Source organism: Mesorhizobium sp. dw_380, assembly GCF_018588885.1.
Taxonomy (GTDB): Bacteria; Pseudomonadota; Alphaproteobacteria; order Rhizobiales; family Rhizobiaceae; genus Mesorhizobium.
Genome location: NZ_JAFFIW010000018.1, coordinates 80,627 through 104,196, shown reverse-complemented (window position 1 = coordinate 104,196; position 23,570 = coordinate 80,627). Strand labels below are relative to the sequence as shown.

General features: G+C 61.0%; 22 protein-coding genes. 3 read left to right on the top strand and 19 right to left on the bottom strand.

The genetic code is table 11. The features are described from left to right. Positions 1 to 231 precede the first annotated feature (231 nt). From JT360_RS18750 to JT360_RS18670, 17 genes are all read right to left on the bottom strand, one after another. Positions 232 to 951: an ABC transporter ATP-binding protein gene (locus JT360_RS18750; protein ID WP_214473212.1), complete on the bottom strand. Its 720-nt coding sequence runs from the start codon at positions 949 to 951 to the stop codon at positions 232 to 234. After that, complete coding sequence (locus JT360_RS18745) at positions 948 to 1,778, bottom strand: ABC transporter ATP-binding protein (protein ID WP_214473211.1); 831 nt, start codon at positions 1,776 to 1,778, stop codon at positions 948 to 950. Before JT360_RS18745 ends, JT360_RS18750 begins: the two co-directional genes overlap by 4 nt. Further along, on the bottom strand, positions 1,771 to 2,631 hold the full coding sequence (locus JT360_RS18740) for an ABC transporter permease (RefSeq protein WP_214473210.1): 861 nt from the start codon (positions 2,629 to 2,631) through the stop codon (positions 1,771 to 1,773). Before JT360_RS18740 ends, JT360_RS18745 begins: the two co-directional genes overlap by 8 nt. Beyond that, a complete protein-coding gene (locus tag JT360_RS18735) occupies positions 2,628 to 3,638 on the bottom strand; it encodes an ABC transporter permease (protein ID WP_250888897.1) in 1,011 nt (336 codons plus the stop codon). The genes JT360_RS18740 and JT360_RS18735 overlap by 4 nt, the downstream gene beginning before the upstream one ends. Before the next feature lie 63 nt (positions 3,639 to 3,701). Further along, entirely contained in the window at positions 3,702 to 5,294 is a 1,593-nt protein-coding gene (locus JT360_RS18730) for an ABC transporter substrate-binding protein (RefSeq protein WP_214473209.1), read from the bottom strand. A gap of 331 nt (positions 5,295 to 5,625) precedes the next feature. Then, complete coding sequence (locus tag JT360_RS18725; RefSeq protein WP_214473208.1) at positions 5,626 to 6,051, bottom strand: OsmC family protein; 426 nt, start codon at positions 6,049 to 6,051, stop codon at positions 5,626 to 5,628. Positions 6,052 to 6,095: 44 nt separating this feature from the next. Next, complete coding sequence (locus JT360_RS18720; RefSeq protein ID WP_250888896.1) at positions 6,096 to 7,022, bottom strand: homocysteine S-methyltransferase family protein; 927 nt, start codon at positions 7,020 to 7,022, stop codon at positions 6,096 to 6,098. A 35-nt stretch (positions 7,023 to 7,057) separates the two neighbouring features. Beyond that, on the bottom strand, positions 7,058 to 7,906 hold the full coding sequence (locus JT360_RS18715; RefSeq protein WP_214473207.1) for an amino acid ABC transporter permease: 849 nt from the start codon (positions 7,904 to 7,906) through the stop codon (positions 7,058 to 7,060). Continuing rightward, positions 7,896 to 8,723: a transporter substrate-binding domain-containing protein gene (locus JT360_RS18710; RefSeq protein ID WP_214473206.1), complete on the bottom strand. Its 828-nt coding sequence runs from the start codon at positions 8,721 to 8,723 to the stop codon at positions 7,896 to 7,898. The genes JT360_RS18715 and JT360_RS18710 overlap by 11 nt, the downstream gene beginning before the upstream one ends. Before the next feature lie 131 nt (positions 8,724 to 8,854). Beyond that, positions 8,855 to 10,084 (bottom strand): acyl-CoA dehydrogenase family protein, encoded by a 1,230-nt coding sequence (locus JT360_RS18705; RefSeq protein WP_214473205.1) that lies wholly within the window; start codon positions 10,082 to 10,084, stop codon positions 8,855 to 8,857. A 47-nt stretch (positions 10,085 to 10,131) separates the two neighbouring features. After that, positions 10,132 to 10,902: an ABC transporter ATP-binding protein gene (locus JT360_RS18700; protein WP_214473204.1), complete on the bottom strand. Its 771-nt coding sequence runs from the start codon at positions 10,900 to 10,902 to the stop codon at positions 10,132 to 10,134. A gap of 28 nt (positions 10,903 to 10,930) precedes the next feature. Continuing rightward, positions 10,931 to 12,268 (bottom strand): ABC transporter substrate-binding protein, encoded by a 1,338-nt coding sequence (locus tag JT360_RS18695; protein ID WP_214473203.1) that lies wholly within the window; start codon positions 12,266 to 12,268, stop codon positions 10,931 to 10,933. A gap of 97 nt (positions 12,269 to 12,365) precedes the next feature. Further along, positions 12,366 to 13,415, bottom strand: a complete 1,050-nt coding sequence (locus JT360_RS18690) for a branched-chain amino acid ABC transporter permease (protein ID WP_214473234.1) — start codon at positions 13,413 to 13,415, stop codon at positions 12,366 to 12,368. 11 nt (positions 13,416 to 13,426) lie between these two features. Then, positions 13,427 to 14,308, bottom strand: coding sequence for a branched-chain amino acid ABC transporter permease (locus JT360_RS18685; RefSeq protein ID WP_214473202.1), 882 nt, complete (start codon positions 14,306 to 14,308; stop codon positions 13,427 to 13,429). A 7-nt stretch (positions 14,309 to 14,315) separates the two neighbouring features. Further along, the gene (locus tag JT360_RS18680) at positions 14,316 to 15,083 is read right to left on the bottom strand and encodes an ABC transporter ATP-binding protein (protein WP_214473201.1); all 768 of its coding nucleotides are present in this window, start codon (positions 15,081 to 15,083) and stop codon (positions 14,316 to 14,318) included. Beyond that, positions 15,083 to 16,504, bottom strand: coding sequence for an LLM class flavin-dependent oxidoreductase (locus tag JT360_RS18675; RefSeq protein ID WP_214473200.1), 1,422 nt, complete (start codon positions 16,502 to 16,504; stop codon positions 15,083 to 15,085). Before JT360_RS18675 ends, JT360_RS18680 begins: the two co-directional genes overlap by 1 nt. 278 nt (positions 16,505 to 16,782) lie before the next feature. Next, positions 16,783 to 17,679, bottom strand: a complete 897-nt coding sequence (locus JT360_RS18670) for a LysR family transcriptional regulator (RefSeq protein ID WP_214473199.1) — start codon at positions 17,677 to 17,679, stop codon at positions 16,783 to 16,785. A 281-nt stretch (positions 17,680 to 17,960) separates the two neighbouring features. On the opposite strand from JT360_RS18670, the gene JT360_RS18665 reads away from it, so the two are divergent. Further along, positions 17,961 to 18,695: an SDR family NAD(P)-dependent oxidoreductase gene (locus JT360_RS18665; protein WP_214473198.1), complete on the top strand. Its 735-nt coding sequence runs from the start codon at positions 17,961 to 17,963 to the stop codon at positions 18,693 to 18,695. A gap of 153 nt (positions 18,696 to 18,848) precedes the next feature. Next, on the top strand, positions 18,849 to 19,448 hold the full coding sequence (locus JT360_RS18660) for an NADPH-dependent F420 reductase (protein ID WP_214473197.1): 600 nt from the start codon (positions 18,849 to 18,851) through the stop codon (positions 19,446 to 19,448). Between the two features lie 411 nt (positions 19,449 to 19,859). Here JT360_RS18660 and JT360_RS18655 read toward each other — a convergent pair whose 3' ends face one another. After that, a complete protein-coding gene (locus JT360_RS18655) occupies positions 19,860 to 20,510 on the bottom strand; it encodes an FMN-dependent NADH-azoreductase (protein WP_214473196.1) in 651 nt (216 codons plus the stop codon). 137 nt (positions 20,511 to 20,647) lie between these two features. On the opposite strand from JT360_RS18655, the gene JT360_RS18650 reads away from it, so the two are divergent. Further along, a complete protein-coding gene (locus JT360_RS18650; protein ID WP_214473195.1) occupies positions 20,648 to 21,607 on the top strand; it encodes a LysR family transcriptional regulator in 960 nt (319 codons plus the stop codon). Between the two features lie 744 nt (positions 21,608 to 22,351). Here the strand turns inward: JT360_RS18650 and selD are convergent. After that, positions 22,352 to 23,401: a selenide, water dikinase SelD gene (gene selD, locus JT360_RS18645; RefSeq protein WP_214473233.1), complete on the bottom strand. Its 1,050-nt coding sequence runs from the start codon at positions 23,399 to 23,401 to the stop codon at positions 22,352 to 22,354. Between the last annotated feature and the right edge of the window lie 169 nt (positions 23,402 to 23,570).

The following is a 23,570-nucleotide window of genomic DNA, read 5'->3' as shown; positions in this document are numbered from 1 at the left end:
GTCAGGTCCTGTGTCCTTCGCGTGGTGCCAGCGACGCCCACAACGTCTCGCCAATGTCACGCCGTCAATGTGGGATCATTTTGGCCAAGAGCCAACATGCCCTTTGCCTGTTGTTGACCAAGCTTATGAAAGTCCATTCCAGCCGAGAGCGTAGCGAGAGAACAATTCTCCAGGGCAGGCGCCGACCTTATTGCGATTATAGAATGGCCGATCGCAAGACTTCCTTCAAAGTCAAGACAATCGTGAAAGCGCGCTGCGGTCGAGGATGGTCTCCAGCCTACCCTTTGCCATCCGCGCTGCGCGGTCGCAGAGATGGCCGACAACGCCAGGGTCATGACTAACCAGCACCAGGGTCGTGCCATGATCTCGCTTCAAATCGGCCAGCAGATTGAGAATCCCTGCCTGGGCCGACACATCGAGCGCTGAGGTCGGCTCGTCCAGCAGCAGAAGCTTGGGTTTGAGGAGCAACGCACGCGCGATTGCGACACGTTGGCGTTGGCCGCCAGAAAGCTGATGCGGGAAACGGCTGACCATGTGGGCCGCAAGTCCTACCTGCTCCAGCAACTCCGTCACCTTCGAAGCGACACCGGAAATGCCGCGAATGGCAAGCGGCTCGCCAAGAATGTGCTCGACGCGATGACGCGGGTGCAGCGATGAGTGAGGGTCCTGGAACACCATCTGCACATCATCGCGTAGCCTCCCCTCGATCTTGCGCCCGGGAACAAGCGCAATGTCGCCAACGCAGATGGCGCCTTGCCAGTCGGTGTTGAGCCCGGCAATCGTGCGAAGAACGGTTGTCTTGCCGCAACCGGAGGGACCGATCAGCCCGAATGTCTCACCGGCGGTCACCGTGAAGCTGACATCGTGAACGACGGCACGCCGGCCTGCATCTCCGCGGGAACGATCGCCGAACGACACCGACAGGCCCTCGACGGCAAGAGCGGCCGTCATGGCTCCATCTCGTCGGCAACGGTGGGCAGTCTTGTCCCGTATGTGACGCCGGATGGACGGGCGTTCCACAGCGCCAGCGTATAGGGATGCGTCGCGTCGGCGAGCTCGCTTGCGGCGAGCCGGTCGACGATGGTTCCCTGGCGCATTACCAGAACCCGGTCGGCAAAACGGGCCACCTGCTGGAGATCATGGCTGATCAGCAGCAGGCCCATGCCCAGCTCCCGCGTCAGGCCACCGAGCAGCTCCAGGATCTGAACCTGGAGATCGTGGTCGAGCGCCGATGTCGCTTCGTCGGCGATCAGCAGGGAGGGCTTGTTGATCAGCATCGCCGCGATCATGGCGCGCTGGCCCATGCCGCCCGACAGTTCGCGGGGGTAGCTGGCATGGACGCGCTGCGGGTCATCGAAGCCGACACGCGACAGCATGGCCAGCGCCTTCTCACGCCGCTCACGCGCCGAAAGCGAAGTGTGCAGAAGCAGCGTCTCCTCCACCTGCCGGCCGACCCGCATCGAAGGATTGAGTGAATATTTCGGGTCCTGAAGAATGAGAGCGATGGCGCTGCCGCGCAAGGCACGCCAATGGGCGGCAGCGAGGCGAGTGAGGTCCCTGCCCTCAAACGACAAGGTCTTTGCGGTTGTTTCGGCGCGAGGCGGCAGCAGTCCCATGATGGCCCGGCCGGTCAGCGACTTGCCGGACCCGGATTCGCCGACCACAGCGACAATTTCCGCCCCTACTTCGAAGGAAACAGAACGGACAACGGCGCCCTGCCCCTGTCGCGATGGAAAGGAAATGGTCAGATCTTCGATACGCAGAAGCGGCTCAGCCATGGCGCGGATCCAGGATATCGCGCAGGCCGTCGGCAAGCAGGTTGAAGGCCAAGCTGGTCAGAAAGATCGCAAAGCCCGGGGCGGCGGCGATCCACCACTGGTCGAAAATGACCTGGGTGCCGTCGGCCACCATCGACCCCCACTCCGCTGTTGGCGGCCGTACGCCGAGACCAAGAAAGCCGAGGCCTGCGGCGGCAAGGATGACGCCGCTCATATCGAGGGCGATGCGGATGATGGCGGAAGGCAGCAGCATCGGCAGCACATGGCCCCACAGTAACCTGAAACCGCGGATGCCGACCATTTCAGCCGCCGAGAGATAGTCGTTGCGGCGCAACGCAGCCGTTTCCACACGTGCCTGGCGCGCATAAGCAGGCCAGCTCGTCAGCGCCAGCGCCAGCGCACCGTTGACGAGTCCGGGACCGATCAAGGCGACGAAAGCGAAGGCCAGGACAAGGCGCGGAAAGGCCATGACGATATCGGTGATGCGCATCAACACGCGTTCGACGATGCCACCGAAGAACCCGGCCAGGATGCCGACCAGGATGCCAAGCGGGGCCATCAGAAGAACGACGAACATCAGAAGGAGGAGCGTCGGCCGCGTGCCGTAGATCAGGCGCGACAGCAGGTCCCGGCCAAAAGCATCGGTCCCCAGCCAATGGGCGCCCTGGGGCGCGGCCAGCCTGTTTGCGGTCTCCTGCAGGTTGGGATCGTAGGGCGCGATCAGCGGCGCAAGCAGGGCGACAAGCACGACGAGCGCAACGCCAACGGCGCCTGCGGCGGCCGAGGGCGAGCGCGCCAGACGCGCGAGAAAAGAAACGTCACCGAGACGGCCACCTGCTCCTGCAACAATCATGCTCTGCCTCGGGCTGTCCTGCCGACAGCAAGATCGGTGAGCGTGTTGAGAAGGACGAACGAAGCGCCGATGACGATGGTGCCGCCGAGAATGGCCGGCATGTCGCCAGCAAACATCGCAGTCGTCAGGTAGCGCCCGATTCCAGGCCAGGCAAAGACGGTCTCGGTCAGCACCGCACCTTCGAGAAGGCTCGCATAGGCGAGTGCGCAAATCGTGATCAATTGCCCGGCGATATTAGGCAGCACATGCACGAAAACCACGCGATGGACCGCCGCCCCCTTGGCATAGGCGGTGAGCGCATATTCCTGTCCGAGTTCGGTCAGAACCAGAGCCCGCGTCAACCGCGCGATGCCGGCCAGCGCATAGAACATCAGGACCGTCGCCGGCAGGGCAAGGTGCGCCAGCGCATCGCGAAATGCGCCAGGCTTGCCCGAAAGCCAGGTGTCCAACAACACGAAGCCGGTGCGCGCGGGCACCGTGTATTGGAACAGGACGTCAAGACGGCCAGGCCCCGGCGCCCAATGCAGGCGCGCGTAGAACAGCAGAAGCATGAGCAGCCCCAGCCAGAAGATCGGCACGGAATAGCCGACCAACGAAATCAGCCTGGCCACCGCGTCGAAAACACCGCCAGGCCGCATTGCCGCGAAGATGCCGAGGCAAAGCCCGAGTGCCGCGCCCATGATGATGGCCACCGTGGCAAGTTCCAGCGTTGCCGGAAAGGTGCGTGCAATGTCGCTGGCAACGGGCTGACCCGTCGAGATCGACTGGCCAAAATCGCCGGAAGCCGCCATTCGCAAATAATGCAGGAATTGTATCGGCAGCGGCTGGTCCAGCCCAAGCGCCTCCCTGGCGGCCTGATAGCTTGATGCACTGGCATGGCTGCCGACCATCTGCGTGGCCGGATCGACCGGAGACAGCCTCGTCATGGCGAAGGTGACCACGACAAGGCCAAGAAGCGTCAACGCCAGCGAGATCAGCCAGCGCAGGGCAACCCATACAAAATGCAATTCCCGCCAGCCTATGGTCTGGCGGGAATTGTCAATGTTTTGAACCGGACTGCCGGAAGCCAACTATTTTTCGACCCTGTCGTAGTAGACCTGATCCGCGTTGAGGCCCTGCTTATAGCCTTTCAGATTGTCGCGCAAAACCACCTGGTCGCTGCCTTGCAGGATGAAGACGTAGGGTGAGCTTTTCTGGACTTCACGCTGCAGGTCCTGGTAGAGCGTGGCGCGCTTGGCGGGATCCTGTTCCTTGACAGCGGCAAGGGTTTCATCGGTCAATTTTGGGATCACCCAACCCGCCTGCTTGGCCACCGTGTTGGCCGAGTTGTCCTTGTTGATCGCGAAGGCGCTGGCATTGGAGTGCGGGTCGAAATAGTCGGGAATCCAGTAGCGCAGCGTCACCTGGTAGTTGCCCGAACGACCCTTGGCGTAGATGTCGCTCGCCACCCCTGGCTGAATGTCGAGATCGATGCCTGCCTTGGCAAAGGTCGATTGCAGAGACTGCGCAATAGACAGGAAGGGCTGATCATTGAAGACCGGGAACTCGACCTTCACCGGCACAGCGATTTTGGCGTCGGCAAGAATCTTCTTGGCCTTTTCGACATCGAGCTTGAAAGGCGTGTCGGTCAGGGCACCGGGAAAGCCGACCGGCAGGAACGCCTGATGGACTTGCGACTGGCCGCGCAATAGGTCCTTTGCAATGCCCTCGTAGTCGACGAGGTAGCGTGCCGCCTCCCAGAAAGCCGGGTTGCCGAGCGTGGCGTTCGCCTTGGAATTGATCAGGAGATAGTCGGTGCGGGCCGAAGGAACCGCGAGCACCTTGACACCCTTGACTTTGGTCAACGCGTCGATCTGGTCGGCGGAAAGGCCACGGGCGATATCGGCATCGCCTTGCTCGATCAGAAGGCGCCGCGCGCCGACATCGGGCACGTTGCGGATGATGACGTTTTCGAGCTTGGGAGCACCGCCTGGCGCGCGCTTGTTGGCCTGAAGGACCAGCGCCTCATGCGCCGTATAGGTGGCGATGACGAAAGCACCGCTGCCCGCCGAATGGGTTTTGAGCCAATCATTGCCGAAATCGCCGTCCTTAACCGCAGCGGCAACCACCTTCTCGTCGACCACCGAGGCGATAGGCGCGGTCAGAATGGCCAGGGCGAAGGCCGGGCCGACATCCGCGCTCCAGGTGAGTTTGACGTGGCTGTCATCGATCTTCTCGATCGCCTTGTCGACGGTCTCGGCGGTCCAGCCCAGTTCGTTGAGGATGAAGGCTGGCGCTTTGTTGAGTTTGACGGCGCGCGACAGCGAGAAGATCACATCTTCCGGGCGCACCGGATTGCCGGAGGCAAAGGCTGCCTTGCCATCGAGCGCGAGCGTGAGGCTCTTGCCGTCCGCGCCAGCCTCCCACGCGCTTGCCAGAGCCGGTTCGATCTTCGTCGCATCGTCGCGGTTCGTCTGGACGAGGCGCTGATAGAGGTTGTTGAACGATTGCACGGTGGTGAGTTCAAAACCCTCGGCGGGGTCGAAGCTTACCGCGTCATCGATCGACTGGGCGACGACCAGGACATTGGGTGGCGTGTCCGCGTGGGCGGCGACGGCCCCCAACGCCAATGAAGCGCCGAATATCGCGCCCAACAACCTGGATCGCGTTTGCGCAAGGCTCATCGAGAAATCTCCTGTTGACTGTGATGAAGTCGGTTTGAATTTGATTGCGCCTCGGTGCGCTCTCAGCCGGGTCCCCAAGTTTGGATCGAGATCGGTTGCCACGTCATTTTCGGACCGGTTGATACCGCGCCATTCTTACAAGGTGGCCGACCCTGTGACTGGCTCCAAACATCCACCATTTGCCGTCAAATCGGAAATATGTGCCTATTTTGGTCGAATGGCCGGATTGGCTTTCCGAGATGGAATTGAGATGGATTTCCGGGCATCACACAGGCAAATTGCCGTTGCGCGCATTGTCTGCGGTATTCATGCCAACTTCTGAAATTGAAGCCTATTCTTCGAACACCGTGACGAGTTCGGGCTTGCCGCGCAGCGTGTTGCTTACCGTGCAGATCGTTTCCGCATCTTCGGCGATCTGCCGCTTTGTGGCCGCGTCGATATCGCCTTCGATTGCAAGGACAATTCTGAACTGGCCGATGCGCGATATGTCGCCTTCCGCCTTGCTGCCCGAGACATCCGCGCGCACGTCGCGCAGTCTGTCCACGACGCCGAGCCTGCCAGCCGCGATGCGGGCGCTCAACACCATGCAAGCCGCTACGGAAGCATAGAGCAGGTCAAGCGGATTGAAGCCTGGCTGGTCGACGGCTGTCACGACATCGATACTCCCTTTCGTCGGCGTGGTTATCGTCGGCGGTTGCCCGGGGCGCAACACTGCAGTGGCGCCGGTTTCCCGCGTTCTGACCTTCAACCCGCTCATTCAAATCGTCCTTTCTGATCCGGGAGCTGGCGCCCACCGATGTCTTAGCCGGCCAGCACGAGATCGCGGCTTGCCTTGATTGCAGAGATGTGTTCGGGACCGATGCCGCAGCAACCGCCGACGATCGTCGCTCCCTGCTCCACCCAGAGGCTCACCCATTTGAGATAGTTCTCCGGGTCCAGATCCTTCCTGATCTCGGAAATTCCCGCATAGGGCGTGTCGGAGGGCGGTTCGGGCAGAAAGGCATTAGCGTAGACGCCAAGTTCTATCTTGTGATTGCTCGAGGCGGCGATCGCCTTGCGGGCCGCCACGACCGCCTCGCCCATGACCTCGGGCTGGCTGCAATTGAACAAGATGCCCGATGCACCGGCCTCAATCGTCGCTGCGACCGCGTCGGCGACCGGCTCGCCTGACCTGAGCTCCGGAGGACCGGCTCGTCCGTCTTCGTCCTTGAGGGTGTAGGAGACAAATGCCGGCAAATGAAATTGCTTGACCGCCGCGAGTGCCGTCAGTGCTTCTGCGGTGGAGCTTTGCGTCTCGATGAGCCAAAGGTCGATGTAAGGAGCGAGTCCCGCAACCAGGCTTTCAAGGATGCGCGGCGCTTCGTCGGGCTTGAAATTGCCGGGCCGGTAGCTTTCGAAAAGCGGCGGCAGCGACCCCGCGACCCTGATGTCGCCAGGTGCCCGATCGGCGACCTCGCGGGCGATACGCCCGGCTCGGTCGGCGAGTGCACGCCCCTCCTTTTCGAAGCGATCCCTGCCAATCATGTGCGGCACCAGCCCGTAGGAATTGGTGGTGATGATATCCGCACCACTATCGGCGAATGCAGTGTGCGCCCTTGTCACGAAATCCGGCGCCTCGATCAGCGACAGCGCCGACCATTCCGGCAAGCGGAACGGCGCGCCAAGGCGCTCGAGGAGACGCCCCATGCCGCCGTCCAGAATGGTGAAGTCGTTCAATTGTTCAGTCATGTTCAAGGTCCGTTTGATATCAGTGATGGAGGAGCTTAGGTGCCCCGGTAGCCGCGGCCGAATTTCACCTCAAGCCGGTGCTGGACGAGCTCGAGCCCGATCGAGAGCGCCCAATAGAGTACGGCCGCGGTCAGCAGCATTTCCATGTAGTGGAAGGTTGCCCGGCCATAGGATTGGGCAAGGAAATTCAGTTCCCACAGACCCATGATCGACACCAGCGAGGAGTCTTTCAGCATCGAAATGAAATGGGCTCCGCCGGGCGGCATGATAAGGCGCATGGCCTGCGGAGCGATGATCTTCCAGGCGATCACTTGCCGGGAGAGCCCCAGCGCCAAGGCTGCTTCGCGTTGTCCGCGATCGACCGAGGAAATGCCTGCCCGGATCGTCTCGGCAAGATAGGCCGCATAGTTCAGCGACAGCGCCAGAATACCGGAGGTGAACGCCGACAGAATGATGCCGAACTGCGGCAGCGCCAGGTAGATCAGCAAGACCTGCACCAGCAGCGGCGTGCCGCGAAAGAACGACGCGTAGAATGTCGCCACGCCAAAGGCGACAGGGTTGGACGACAGGCGTCCGAGCGCGGTCAGGACACCCGCGGTGACGGCAAAAATCATGGACAAGGCCGTCACCAGCAGCGTGAGCGCGACGCCCTGGACGAAGCCGTCGGGAGACAGGCGCAAGCCAAGCATGAACGGCAGCTTCTGGCGGATGAGACCGAAGTCGAGACCGAGGCTGCCGAGGCCCACGCAGAGCACCAGCAACAGCGTCGCCCAGGTCAGCCAGACCTTGAACCGGAAACTCCATTTCTGCGTGATCGGTTGAACACCCCGCGTGACCGCGACGAGTTCCGCAGCGAGACCCGCCGAGCCGGGTTCAGTCGGCATTTTTCGTGATGTCCACGCCGAACCATTTGTTCGAAATGAGGGCCAGCTTTCCTTCCGTCTTCAGTTCCCCGATGACGCGCTTGACCTCCGCGTCCCATTCCGGATCGCCCTTGTCGGTGACGATGGCGTTCGGCTCGGCAAACAAGGGGTCGCCCAACACCTTCAGCGTGCCCGTTGCGTCTATCTGGCCCTTGGCGGTGCCAAGCGAAGCGACGATGGCGTCAAGACGCACGCCTGGCCCGAGCGCCAGGTTCCGGAAATTCACGGTCTCGTCGCCAGGTACGACCTGCACGTCATGGAAGGGAAACTCGATCGCCGGTTGGCCGGGAATGGTGAAGTTGCGATTGACGTAGGCTTCGTATGACGAGCCCGACCCGACGCCGACGCGCTTGCCGGAAATGTCCGCCACGGACTTGATGGTCTGCTCCTGCGAATTGACCACAAGCACGGCCGGAACGCTGTAGTAGATCACCGGAAAGTTCAGCACCTTGGCTCGGTCTTCGGTCGGCGTCGTCGATGTGATGCCGACGTCCCAGCGGCCGGCCCACTTGCCGCCGACAATGGTCTCCCAACCAGGCGATTCCAGCTTCAGCTTGACGCCGAGCTTTTCTGCAAAGGCTTTCGCCACATCGACATCGAAACCGTCCAGTTCGTTCTTGTCGTTGATGAAGGCAAAGGGCGGATAGTCATTGACCAGGGTATCGACGACGACGCCGGTCTTGTGAACCCGATCGAGCGTCTCTCCGGCCTGGGCTGCCGAGGCCGCCAGGGTCAGCGTCAACGCGAAAGCCGCGATTCCCGAAACCGATATCTGCATGACTGGTCAAATCTCCTTGTTCAAACTGAGATTTGCAGCACTTCACGCGCGTCCTAAAGGTCGGATTTTTCATTTAATTTCAGCAACGACGAAAAACCATCCGCGTTGCTTCAGTGGCTCCCCACGCTGGCTTACAACGGGCTGCGCCCGATCCGCCATTGATAGGGTGGTGGCGTGCCGTTCACTGCGTAGTCGCCAACGATGCGATCCTTGTAGATGCGTGGGTTATGGGACGACAGGGTACGGGCATTGCGCCAATGGCGATCGAGGCCGATCGGCTTCCTGGTCGAGGATGCACCCAGCGCATCGAAGATAATCGTCGACGCCTCAAGAACCAGGTTCGTGACCACCGTCACCGCCTGCGATGTCTCGAGTTCGGCGACCGCATTGGCCTTTTCCTCCAAATCGGCATGGCCGGCAAAATGTGCCTGGTAAGCGCGTTCGATGGCCTGTGCGACCTGCAAAACGATGGCGCCGGCCGCATAGGCGTTGCTGCGAATACGGCCGACGACCTGAAGCACCTGCGGATCCTGGCTTGAGCGCGAGCCGGCAGCATTGGAGTATGAGCGCTTGCGCGCGGCGACGGCGGCAGCGGTCTCGTTGGCCATCGCCCGGCCAATCCCGGCCAGCGTAGCAAGATGCACCAGTTGGTAGAAGGCAGCGCCATAGCGGAACTTGTCGTCGTCGACGACGACGTCGTCCGGATCGACCGTGGCATCGGTAAAGATCGTGGTGCCGCTGGCCGTGAGCGTCTGGCCAAAACCGTCCCAGTCGTCGATGACATCGACGCCCGGATCGTCGCGACGCACCTGCAAGACGATGCCTTCCCCGTCGAGCCCCGTCGCACCGACATCAATCCAGTCGGCGAACAGCGAGCCGGTGGTGTAGTATTTGGTGCCGTTGAGCACCAGCCGGTCGCCCTCCTTCGAGATGCGGGTCGAGAAGACGTCCTGTTTGGCATCGCCGATCTCGGTCCAGGCATTGCCGGCGATCTCGCCGCGGGCAATCCGCTCTGCCCAGCGCTTGCGGCTCTCGCCGGCCGTCTTGTTGACCACATCCTCGACGAACCCAAAATGGCCGCGTAGCGCCTGGGTGATATTGGAATCGGCCTCCGACAGTTCGATCAGGATGTTGGCGAGTTCGGGCAGCGTCGCGCCAAGACCACCTTCGGCTTCGGGTATGCGCAGCGCGCCCAGGCCCGCCTGCTTCAACTTCGCAATCTCCGCCACCGGCAGTTCGCGGTTAAGCTCCCGCTCGACCGCGCCGGCAGCGATCTGCCCAAATATCGGCCGGAACCGTCCGGCCAGTCTCTCATAGCGAGCGCCGGGGCCTGCACCCCAGGCCGCATCAATCTGTGTCATTTGCATTTTCCTGGAGTTGGCCTTCCCACCCGGTGCGGGCGAGGCGGTCAGTGTGGTTTGGAGGCATTGGCACCGCCCAGATAAAAGTCCTGGACATCCTCACGGGCTCGCAGTTCCTCTGCCGTTCCCGACAAAACGACGCGACCGTTTTCAAGGATGTAGCCGTAATCGGCATAGCGAAGCGCGAGATTGGCGTTCTGTTCGGCAAGCAGGAAGCTGACGCCCTGTTCACTGTTCAGGACGCGGATTATCTCGAAGATTTCCTGCACGATGATCGGCGCGAGCCCCATCGATGGCTCGTCCAGCAGTACAAGGCTTGGCTTGGTCATCAGCGCGCGGCCGATGGCTAGCATCTGCTGTTCGCCACCGGAGGTCAGGCCAGCCTTGACTTTGCGCTTATCCTTGAGGCGCGGAAACCATGTGTAGATCCGTTCGACATCGCGCTGCAGGTCTGCCCTGCTTAGCTTGCGGACGAAGCCGCCCGAGAGGATGTTTTCTTCGACCGTCAGCTGTGCAAAGCAATGGCGGCCTTCCAGCACTTGCACCACGCCTTTGGCGACGAGCCGAGACGCCGACAGGCCGCTGACCGGCTCGCCCTGCCAGAGGATGCTGCCGCGGCTGACTTTGCCGCGCTCAGGTCCAAGCAGATTGGACACCGCCTTCAGCGTCGTTGTCTTGCCCGCGCCATTGGCGCCGAGCAGGGCAACGATCTTGCCCTGCTCGACCTTGAGCGACACGTCGCGCACAGCAAGGACCGCCTGACCATAGAGCGCTTCCATATTCTGGATCTCGAGGAAGCTTTTCGCTGCAATGATCATAGATCGATCCTGTCAGTGTGGGTTGGTGTCAGTTCGTTGCAACGCGAGGCTGGATGCCCTTTTCCTTGGCGTAGGCGGCAGCCTTTGCCTTGATGACGTCGGCAAACAGCGAGGCATCGGCCTTAATCCAGTCGGTCCTGGTGTCCCAGGACTGACCGTTCCATTGGATGATCTTGGCGGCGATGGTTTCGCCCTTGTGGTTGTCGATGGAAGTTTTCAGCGGACTGATGAGGCCTTCCGCGCCAAGCTCGGCGATCCGCTTCTGATCGATGTCGAGGTTTTCGAGCGCCCACTGGCCTTCGGCGGCGGTCAATGGCCTGTTACCGAATTTCTTATGGCCTGTGCGCAGCGCCTCGACGAAGGTGATGGCTTCGATCACGCCGTAATTGTAGTAAACCGTGCCGAACTTCGAATTGTCCTTCAAGTCCGACTCGCCCTTGTCGAGGATATCTTTCTTGAGCGTCTTCAAGATGCCGTAGTCGGTGCCCGGCGGGAAGACGGAGACGGCGAGATAACCCTTGGCGGCAGCGCCCGCCGGACGGGCGTCGTCTTCCGAACCGCTCCAGATGTCGCCGATGATCCGATCGGCGGGGAAGCCGACGCGGGCCGCCGTCTTGATCGCCACCGGCGTCATGACGCCCCAGCCGCGCAGAAAGACCCAGTCCGCGTTTGCACGGCGGATCTGCTGCCACTGTGTCTGCTGCTGTTCGCCGGGATGCGGAACGGGGATCTGGATATCTTCGAAGCCGTATTTCTTGGCCAGGATGCCGAGCGGCTCGATCGTATCGCGGCCATAGCCGGAGTCGTGATAGAGCGTCGCGATCTTCAGCCCCTTGAGCTTGTCATAACCGCCAGCCTGCTGGGCGATGTAATCGACGATGATCTGGGCTTCGCTCCAGTAGTCGAACACCAGCGGATACTGGTAGGGAAAGACGCGACCGTCCGTGGCGATGTTCTGGCCGCCGCCAGGGCTGACGATCGGAATCTTGTCGATGCGGGCCTTGTCGGTGAGGGCCACGTCGAGGCCGCTCGAATGCGGATAGATTGCCGCCGTCAGCGCGCCGTTATAGCCGTTCTTGTAGCGCTCGTAGCATTCGATGCCGCGCTCGATCGTGTAGGCCGTCTCGCATTCCTGGACCAGTATCTTGACGCCATCGACACCGCCCTCGACCTCATTGATGTAGCGGAGATAATCGATATTGCCGGCACCGAAGGGAATGAACGATGGGGCATAGGGCCCGGTGCGGTAGGTAAACAGCGGATAGAGCTGTTGGCCACTGCCATCTTCGGCGAAGGACGCGCTGCTCATCAGCGTGACAGCCATCGCGGCAGTGGCCAACGACATGGCCTTGGTAAACAATGACATTGTGCGACCCTTGTGTGAGTGGTTTGAGGAAATGACGCCTGATGCTTGGGAGGAGGCGAAACACCCGGCGCCGTGGTGTTTCGCCTTGTCTGAGGTTTCAGCCCGAAGATCTGGCCTGTGGGCGCAGTGCTGCCACGCCGCGCTTTATGAGGCTCGACAATCCGTCCGGTTCCTTGATCAGCAGCACGATGATGATCGTGCCGAAGATGATGTGCTGCAGGTTTGCCAGCGCGCCCTGATCGCCGAGAAATGACAAATCGATGACCAGCGACAGCCGGTCGAGCAGGATCGGCGTCAGCACGATGAAGGCGGCACCGAGAAAATTGCCGAAGATGGTCGCCACACCGCCGATGATGACGATGAACAGGATCTGGAACGATTTATCGAGATTGAACGCATGCGCATCCGCGGTACCGAGATATCCGAACGCCCAGAGCGCGCCGGCGATACCAAGGAAAAACGAGCTTATGCCGAAGGACAGCAGTTTGCGGTGCGCGACGCGGATGCCGATGACCGAGGCAGCCACATCCATATCGCGGATCGCCATCCATTCGCGGCCGACCCGGCTTTTGACGATAGCGAAGGCCAGCGCGATGAGCAGCGCCGTGGTCGCAATGACCAGATAGTAGCGGCCGGTGGCCGACTGAAGATCGTAGTCGAGGATCTGCAGTCGAGGCGCCGAGATGGTCAGCGACTGGCTGTCGTTCGAAAACCAGCTGAAATTGGTGAACAACCATTCGAAGAAGAACTGTGCGCCGAGGGTCGAGGCGCTGAGATAGAAGCCCTTGATGCGCAGCGCCGGCAACCCGAATATCACGCCGGCAATCGCCGCGATCAGGCCGGCAAGGATCAGAACCACCGGCAGCGGCAAGAACGGCGCACGCAGCAGCAGATTGTAGGTCGAGAAGGCGCCGATCGACATGAAGGCAGCCGAACCAATCGACACCAGCCCGGTATAACCCATCAGCAGGTTCAGGCCGATCCCGGCAAGCCCCATGATCACCATCGGGATGATGATCGAGCTTAGCCAGTAATCGTCGGCAAGAACCGGCACCGCAAAGGCTGCGATCAGGCCAGCGACGACGGCGATAGTGCCAATCCCAAATACAGGCTGGCGGAGCGGCTTGGACGGGGCAGATTCCTGCAGCGTGGTCACGATCAGACCCTTTCGATTTCACGGTCGCCGAACAGGCCGGCTGGGCGTATCAGCAGGAAGCCGACAGCGAGGATGTAGGCAAACCAGGTGGAAACGCTGCCGTTGACCAATGGGCCGACATAGATGTCGGCCAAGGCCTCGGTCGCGCCGACAAGCAGGCCGCCAGCGATGGCGCCCGGGATGGAGGAGAAGCCGCCGATGATCAGCACCGGCAGCGCCTTAAGCGTCACCAGCGACAGCGAATATTGCACCCCTTGGCGCGATCCCCAGACAAGGCCGGCAACCAGGGCTACGATGCCGGCGACGCTCCAGACGATGCGCCAGATCACAGGCAGGCGGATGCCGATTGACTGCGCGGCGAGCGTGTCGGCGGCCACGGCGCGAAGCGAGATGCCCATGCGCGTCTTGTTGAAAGCGATGGCCAGTGTGGCGACCAGTGTCAGCGCGATCAACGAGGCAATGATGTCGAACTGGCTGACATAGATGCCGCCGACCTGCACGGCGACATCGGGGATACCGAGATCGAGCATGTGAACATCCATGCCCATCAGCAGTTGGGCAAAGCCCTCGATGACATAGCTCAATCCCAGAGTGGCCATGAACAGGGTCAACGGGTCGCGGTTTCGCAGGGGCCGCAGCACCAGCCACTCGATCAGTATCGCAATCACCACCATGACAAGCGACGTGACGATGAAGGCCAAGGCGAATGGCATGCCTTTCTCGGTCAGGGTGACGAAGGTCAGCGCCGAGAAAAGCAGCATCGCCCCTTGCGCGAAATTGAAGACTCCGGATGCCTTGTAAATGAGCACAAAGCCGATCGCGACGAGCGAGTACATCACTCCGGCAAACAGGCCGCTGACCAATGTTTCAAAGAAGTAAGACATGAGTTCCTCAGTGAATCGTGCCGAGATAGGCGGCTATCACGTCGGGGTTTTTGCGCACCGCGTCGGGTGCCCCGTCCGCGAGCTTGCGGCCGTAGTCGAGCACCACCACATGGCTGGCGAGGTTGAGCACGATGCCGACATCGTGTTCGATCAGCACCACGGTCGAGCCGAAGACACGATTGACCTCGCGGATCACGCGGCTCATCTCCTCCTTCTCTTCCTGGTTCATGCCGGCCATCGGTTCGTCGAGCAGCAGCAGCTTGGGGCCAGAGACCAAGGCGCGGGCGAGATCAACGCGTTTTTGCAGCCCGTAGGGAAGTGTCGAAACTATGCTTTCGGCATGGCGGGCGAGCCCGAGGAAGGACATTGTGCGCTCAGCGCGGGCGACGAAGCCGTGGCGCTCGGCGCCGTCCCTGCCCAGCCGAAAGATGTTTTCGAAAAAGCTGGCGGTGCCATGACGAGAAAGACCAACCAGCACGTTCTCACGCACCGTCAGGCGGCGAAACAACGCATTGTGCTGGAAGGTCCGGCCGATGCCGAGACGGGCTGCCTTTTGCGGATGGATCGCCTCGAAGCGCAACCCATCGAAGACAATGTCACCGGCGTCGGCGCGATAGACGCCGTTGATGACATTAAGAAGCGAGCTTTTGCCAGCGCCATTCGGGCCGATCAAAGCACAGATTTCACCCTTGGCGACGCTGAAACTCAGCGCATTCAGGGCTCGCACCCCCTTGAAGGATAGCGAGACATCGTGAAGATCCAGCAGATTGGTCATCACGCATTCACGGATTTCAGGTGGGACGCCGAGGCAAGTTGGGCTTCGCGACGCTTGACGGTCTCGATGTCGCGGTAGCCGTCGGCTGGATGCGTCCTGGGGAGATAGGGGCCTTCGCCGAACAGCTTTTCGCGCAACGTGCCGGGCTTATAGGCGGTGGGGTAGACGCCTCGCTTCTGCAGTTCCGGCACCAGCAGATCGACGGCGGCCTCGAAGCTTTCGGGTGTTACCGCATAAGCAAGGTTGAAGCCGTCGACACCTGTTTCATCGACCCATTCCTGCAGGATATCGGCAATGGTGCCGGGCGAACCGACGAAGACCGGTCCGACACCGCCGATGCCGCCCCATTTCGCCAGTTCTTCGACGGTCCAGGCCTTGTCCTTGCCGGCAAAATGTTCGACCATCGAAACGATCGCATTGGTCTCGACCTTCTTGAGCGCGTCGGTCGGCGCATACTGGCCGAAGTCGATGCCACTCCAGCCTGACATGAACACCAGCGAGCCGTCATAGGACGTATAGCTCTGATACTCCTCGAAACGCTTCTGGGCCTTTTCATCCGTTTCATCGATGATCAGCGTGGTGAGGTTGTAGATCAGAACGTTCTTCGGATCACGGCCGGCGGCGGCGGCTTTTTGGCGGATTTCGGAAACATAGGCCCTGAGCAGCGATTTGGTCGGCGCACCGACGAAGACGCACTCGGCATGCGCAGCGGCGAAGGCTTTGCCTGGGCCTGAGGCGCCCGCCTGATAGAGAACCGGGGTGCGCTGCGGCGACGGCTCCGACAGATGGTAGCCAGGCACTTCGAAGAATTTACCCTTGTGGCCGATCTCGTGGACCTTGCTGGGGTCGGTGAAGATACCGCGAACCGGATCACGCTGCACCGCGCCCTCTTCCCAACTGCCTTCGAACAGCTTGTAGAGCACCTCGACATATTCGGCGGCGACCTCGTAGCGATTGTCATGGCTTTTCAGGCCGGCCTGGCCAACATTCTTGGCGCCGCTTTCCAGATACGAGGTAACGATATTCCAGCCGACGCGGCCCTTGGTGTGATGGTCGGCGGTCGAAAGACGGCGGGCGAATGTGTAAGGGTGTTCGAACGAGGTCGAGGCGGTAATGCCGATGCCGAGATGTTCGGTGGCAAGCGCGATCGGCGCCGCCAGCTGCAGGGGATCATTGACTGGAATCTGCGCCGCCTGCTCGATCGCGTGGTAGTTCGAGCCCTTGTAGACGTCGTAATAGCCGATGACGTCGGCGATGAATATGCCGTCGAAAATACCGCGTTCGAGCGTCCGAGCCAGATCCTGCCAGTAGTCCAGATCCTTGTACTTCCAGGACTTATCGCGTGGGTGCTTCCACAGGCCTGGGGATTGGTGGCCAACGCAATTCATGTCGAAAGCGTTGAAGCGAATATGCCGACCCATCCGTCACTCCTTTGATAGCCCTGTTGGGCGACTGCGGGAGGAAACTACCGACAAGGCAGTCGTCAACGAAGACAGAATATAATGTCTATGGATTATATAGAGAATTATTATTCCGCCTTGAGCCGAGATCATGGCACGCTTGGACAGGTCACCTTTGAACGTCCGATGGATCTGCATCAGGCGTTCGTTGGTGCTTACCTACTCTGGCAGCACTCCGGCGGGCGCTGGCACCACCGCCTTCGAAAATCCGAAGCAGGTCGCCGGCGACCTGCCGGGCGTCAGTCGCGCGATATGGACAGCCCCGCGAGAAGCGGAGCGTACGCGGCGAGCCTGCGGGATACGAACTCCGTGAAGAGCCGCACGCGTTTCGTCTTGCGTGTCTCCCCCTGTGTGAGAAGCCAGAGCGTTCCGTACATGTGCAGGTCGGTGCCCGGCACCCTCACCAGCAGGGGGTCGGCATCTCCGACGAAGCACGGCAGTGTCGTGATCCCGAGCCCTTGCCGTACAGCAACGATCTGCGCCTCGGCGTCCGTGGTCCTGAATGGAACCCCCGTGGTGCGAACCTCACCCTCGCTGGCCCAATCCGGAATTCCATGAATGCTTATGACGATCCACCGGATGGGATCAGGCGCGCCCGCACGCCATGCGGCTAGTCGATCGCAGGACATGTAGACGGCGCCGAACAGCTCCGGTCCCTTCAGGCCGTGAAGATTGAGCGGCAGGGTTTTGCGGTCATAGACGACGCGGATCGCCACGTCGGCCTCTCGGTTGGTCAGATTTGCCAACTCGCCGGACGACAAGATTTCCATCTCGATGTCTGGATGCAGACGCCCGAAATCGGCGAAGTCCGGCATGAGCAGGTGTGTCGCGAGGCTCGGAGCCAACGTCACCCGCAGAAGCCCGCGCACGCTCTGGTCGCGCCCGAAGACGCGCGTCTCCAGCTGGTGCGACGACGCTTCCATCTGGTTCGCGAGCTCGAGGACCTCCTCGCCCGCAGCCGTCAGGCGGTAGCCCGAAGGCAGCTTTTCGAACATATGCGCCCCGAGGCGTTCCTCGAGCTGTGCGATGCGTCGCAGCACGGTCGAGTGATACACCCCGAGGCCCTCGGCGGCAGCCCGCACCGAGCCTCCCCGCGCCACGGCAAGAAAGTAGCGAATGTCATCCCAGTCGATCATGGTGCCAGTCGATCATGGTGCAATCCGGCACCGCGCGGTGCGCCTTCCAAAGCCTGTATCTAACGCAGTACGGGCGGTCATCATAGCTTATGTCGACGAGCGCGGCCCAATTCCGAACGGCGGACACCGATCGTCGCGGCTGGCGTCAGTCGTCCAGCCGGATCGATTTCGCACCACCGATGTGCACGCTTCCGCACTCAACGCCTGACCCCGGCAGACTTATTTCCAGGCTCTCGGGGTTCTTCCCGAACGACCAAAGGCAGAGCCTGGAAGGAAAAGTCATGGGAAAGCTAGACGGTAAGGTTGCAGTCATCACGGGTGGATCGAGCGGCATGGCGCTGGCGAGCGCCAAGCGGTTCGTTGAAGAAGGCGCCTATGTTTTCATCACGGGCCGGAGGCAGGAGGCGCTCGACGAGGCCGTCAAGCTGATTGGCCGAAACGTGACCGGCGTGCGCGGCGACGCGGCCAATCTCGACGACCTCGACCGTCTGTTCGACACGGTCAAGCGGGAAAAGGGCAAGATCGACATCCTGTACGCGAGCGCCGGCATGGGCGAAGCCGTCCCACTGGGCGAGATTACCGAGCAGCACTTCGATGCGGCCTTCAACCTGAATGCGCGCGGCACGCTGTTTACGGTTCAGAAGGCGTTGCCGCTGTTCAACGATGGCGGATCGATCTTCATGACCGGGTCAGTTGCTTCGATCAAAGGTTTTCCTGGCTACAGCGTGTATGCGGCGAGCAAGGCGACGTTGCACGCATTCGCACGCGGTTGGCTCAACGAACTCAAGGTCAGGAATATCCGGGTGAACGTGCTGCACCCGGGGCCGATCGCCACGCCGATGCAGGACCAGGTTCTCACCGAGGAGGCGAAGCAGATGTTCGAATCCCTGATCCCGCGGGGAAAGATGGGCCGTCCTGAGGAAATTGCGGCGGTCGCGCTGTTTCTTGCTTCAGACGATTCGAGCTTCGTGAATGGGATGGAGTTGAATGTCGACGGCGGCTTCTCGGCCATCTGAAATCGCGCCGGATCGCGGGAGCGGCTGACCGTCCGGCCGCGCCGAAGTCGTTCACGGCGGGACGTCTACGCGAAGGTCGCCATGCAGCGAAACGGGTAACCCAGCGCCGTTGAAGGCCGGGGAATCAATATCAACACGGATCGGAGAAGCATTATGAGCTATGCAATTGTAGGATTCGGCAAGATAGGCCAGGCCCTCGCCCACGCCTTCGCCCGTAAGAACATCAAGGTGGCCGTCGCGAGCCGCCGGCCGCCCGAGGCGTTGGCGCCGCAGGCTCGGGCGATTGGACCCACGGTCGTCGCCAAGTCGCTGCGGGATGCGCTCGAGGCAGACACAATCATCTTGGCGATCCCGTTCGGGGAACATCGCGAGGTTGCGAAGGCCCTGCCGAGCTGGAAAGGCAAGACGGTCATCGACGCGATGAACGCGTTAGTTCCCCTTGAGGAGCTGGACGGTCTCCCGTCGTCCGCCTTCGTTGCGAAGTCGTTCACCGGCGCCAAGTTCGTGAAAGGTTTCAATCACTTGATTGCAGCTACCCTGGCTGCCGATCCGGTCGTCGAGGGCGGCCACCGGGTCGTCTTTCTGTCGAGCGACGACGAGGACGCGATCGCTCCCGTGGCGGATTTGGCCAAACAACTCGGGTTCGCACCCGTCAAGCTGGGAAAGCTCAACGAGGGTGGCGCGCTGGTGCACGCACGCGGCCGCACTTGGGGCCAGCTCATCTTCCAGGATTTGTTCAAGAAGGAGCAGTAATCGATCTACGACCGTGTGATCGACGCCGGGAACTGGTCGCGCGCGCTAACTTCTTCGAGCAGCGCGCGACCGAATATTTGAAGGCCACAAAGTCGCGAAGGTTGGGGTGGGCCTGACGGCGTCTGGGCGCCGTTCGAAGAGCGGGGAGACGCCCGACAGAGCGGCAGATCTGCGGGACAAAATACCCGCGCTCAAAACCGTCGGGTCTGCCGAGGCCGCCAGCGACGAGATGGGTGCCTTCATCGAGGCCGGTTTCGATCAACTGTACTCCATTTCCCGGCGGATCCGTTTCAGCAGTTCCTGCGCCGTGAAGAGATCGAGATGGGCGCCGCCGGAATTCTTGAACAGTGTGATTTCGCGTCGTCCTTGTTCCAGCCCGCTGGGCTCTCACGCCCGATCTCACGCGATTGGTTAAGCGGCACGCGCCGAGCCCGTCCCGAAAGCAGGGCTAGCGGCAGCTGCCCTGATTTCTCCCTGGAACTTGTCCAAGAAGTCCTCGCGCCCGATCTCGCCCATATCGACAGCCTTCGCTCCACCTGCCGCAACGAAAGTCACGTCGGCAATGCCGATGGCGTCCAGAATCACGCGCAGATACTGGGTCGCGATATCTCGATGGCGGATTGGGGAACCCTCGGTGTAGACGCCACCAGAAGCCATCAGCACGGTCGCCTTCTTGCCTATGACAAGACCTTTCCCATCCATCCCGAGCGTCAGCCCCTTGCGCACGATGTGATCGACCCAAGCCTTGAGTACCGCCGGGATGTTGTAGTTGTACACGGGTGTGGATATGACGAGATGTTCGGCCGTCAGCAGCTCCGCGACAAGTTCGTCCGACAGCCGAAGCACTTCTGTCATCTCGGTTGAATGCTGCTCGGGCGGCGTGAAATAAGCCTGAAGCCACGGCGCGTTCACGAACGACAGGCCCGTTTCCATCAGATCGCGGGTAATCACCTGCCCATCGGGCCGCGCCGCCTGCCATTCAGCGACGAAGCGACGGGTGAGATTGCGCGAGATCGAGTAATCACCGCGCGGGCTGGTCTCGACGACGAGAAGGTGGGGCATGAATGGTCTCCTTGGATTTAGGTCAGCCGAAGCGGAAGCCGGAGATCGGCTGCCGTTGCATGAGTGCAGCTTGCGCACTGGACCCTCTCTATTAAAAGAGATAATGATCCGATCATCTCTATCTGTTTGGATGATGGATGCTGGGTAGCCTGACCCTCGACCAGCTACGTGTGCTGGTGGCGATCGCTGAAACCGGCAGCTTCTCGGCTGCTAGTCGCAAACTCCGCCGCGCCCAATCCGCGATCAGCCAGGCCATCGCAACGCTGGAAGATGCGCAGGGGGTTACCCTGTTCGATCGCAGCAACTATCGCCCGCATCTGACCGATGCAGGCCGTGCGTTGCTTAACCAAGCGCGCATCATCCTCTCAAGCACGGCACGTTTCGAGGCGATGGCTGCCGCAACGCGGAATGGGCTGGAGCCCGAGCTTGCGGTCGCAATTGATCCCTTGGTGCCCACCGCGCCGTTTATCGATAGCCTCCATGCGCTCCGCGACGCATTTCCTCACCTGCCGGTGAGCTTCTCGACGGAGGGGCTCGGAGGCGCCGAGCGGCGATTGCGCCGGGGAGATGCCGCGCTCGCTTTCTGCGTGCTTCTGCCTGACGTGCCTGAGGATATCGTAGCTTTGCCGTTGCTCGGGGTGCGCCTGGTTCCGGTCGTGGCGCCAATCCATCCACTGGCCCGGCTCGGCCGTCCTGTCACGCGCGCGGACCTGGATGAGCATGTTCAGCTCGTGCTATCTGATCCGTCCACGCCGGATAGTCCGGGCTACGGTGTTATCGGCTCCAAGGTATGGCGGTTTGTCGAGCTTGGTCGCCGACTGGATTTCCTCGTAGCAGGACTTGGCTGGTGCCGAATGCCCGAACATCTGGTGATGCCGTTTCTGGCCGAAGAACGTCTCGTACCGTTGCAAATCGAAGACGATCCCGCCAGTGTTCACGGCCCGCTGACAATCTACGCCGCGCATCTGCGAGACCGGCCTCTGGGACGCGCAGGCGCATGGCTCCTCGACAATCTCCAAGCCCGGTTCATTCCGATTCCAGCGCATCCTGGCGCAGAAGCAGTCAGAGAAATGTCCGCCGATCGCCGGCATATTTGATTAGGGCGCGCCATCGTTCGGCCTGTCACCGAAGCGATACGGATGTGTTCCGCCTGCAAGGCCGCTTCCAGAGGAGCAGACGCTGCGCACGGGGGTCTCAAGGGCTATGATGATTATGCGCGCCGCGTGCGCCGGCGCTTGATTCCATTCATCTGGTGAGACGGTACATCCTGCATGGCAACGCGAGAACGATCGACTACTATTGCCGAGACAACATCGCCTATAGTACGACGCTTTAGCCTGCTTTACTCCACAGTACTCCCCGTCACTCCCACTCAATTGTTTTTGACCAAGCTAGGTTATTGATCCAGCTGGGTTTTTTGCTTGCGGCACCGAAAGCCGACGCATGGTCCGTCGAAAAGTTACGTTGTTGATTTTAAAGGGAAAATCGCCGCAAAAAATATTTTGAGGTTTCACCAATTATCGAGAACAATCGGACGATTTTTTGCACTTTGCAGCGTTCGACGGCGTGCCCACACCGCCATCAAAAGTACCGTCACCGTTCCAATTGCCGAATTCTTTCGTTGCAAAATCAATGATTGTGGTGAGGCCGGGAGGATGTGGCAGAACCATTGATTTTGTTGGCTTTTTCATGGGCCAGAATTGCAAAGCCTCCCGCATTGTTCCGCATGGTTACACGCCCAGCAACAAGGTGTGCTTTCACTTAGCACTGCCGGGAGGGTCGTGAAGCCTCGCTCGAGGGGTATGCTGACAGCCACGACAGCCACCGATCAGAAGCGACGGTCATTCCTCGATCGCTACGGTAGGTTGGCCGGCTTCGACACATCCGATCACACTCGCCGACGGATAGCCGCTTGCGACGATTGTCTCGGTCAGGGCATCGGCGCTGCCGGGTTCGCAGGCAATCAGCAGTCCGCCCGAGGTTTGTGGATCGGTAAGAAGATCGCGTCGCCACTCCGGCACGCCTTCATGCAGTCGCACCGCTTCGCTGTAGCTCGCCCAATTACGCCGCGATGCACCGGTGACGAAGCCTTGTTCCGCAAGCGATGCCGCCTGTGCAAAGACCGGAACGTCATGGTCGTGGATCACGAGTGCGCAGATCGAGCCGCGCGCCATCTCAAGAGCATGTCCGAGCAGACCAAAGCCGGTCACATCGGTCATCGCATGCACGTTTGGGTCCTTGGAGAGCTCCGACCCGATCCGGTTGAGAAGGGTCGTCGACGCAATCATCTCTTGATAGCCGCCAGGCGACAACGCTTTCTTCTTGATGGCCGCGGAATAGATTCCGACGCCGAGTCCCTTGGTGAGGATCAGCGCATCTCCCGGCCTGGCTCCCGAATTACGCCGGATGTCTGCTGGCCGGCAGGTGCCGATCACGGCGAGCCCATAGATCGGTTCCAGCGAGTCGATCGAATGGCCACCCGCGACTGGTATTCCGGCTGCGGCACAGACGTCGTGGCCGCCCTTCAGGATTTCCCGTATCACCTGCGTCGGCAGCTTCTCGATAGGCATTCCTAGGATGGCCAGCGCCATGATCGGCCGGCCGCCCATCGCGTAAACGTCGGAGAGCGCGTTGGCCGCGGCGATCCGGCCGAAGTCGTACGGATCATCCACCATCGGCATGAAGAAATCGGTGGTTGCAATCACGCAGGTCGTGTCGTCGATCTGCCAGACGGCAGCATCATCTCCAGTTTCGGTGCCGACAAGGAGTTGCCGAAAGAGGCTGGGTTCCGCCTTTTCGGCTAGAAGCTGCTGAAGAACGGAGGGCGCCAGCTTGCAGCCGCAACCGCCGCCATGGGCAAGGCTGGTCAGACGCGGAGGTGCCTCGGTTATATCGCCCCGCGACGCGGGAGCCGTTTCCAACACCACGCCATACTTTAGTGTCACATTCCGAAAAGCGTCAATCGCATTTTCTTGCGCGAACCATTTGCCAACTGCGATCTGTGCCCTAGATCCTCAGCAGTTTGACATTACGCCAATTCGGCTCAAAAATGGCGTCCGT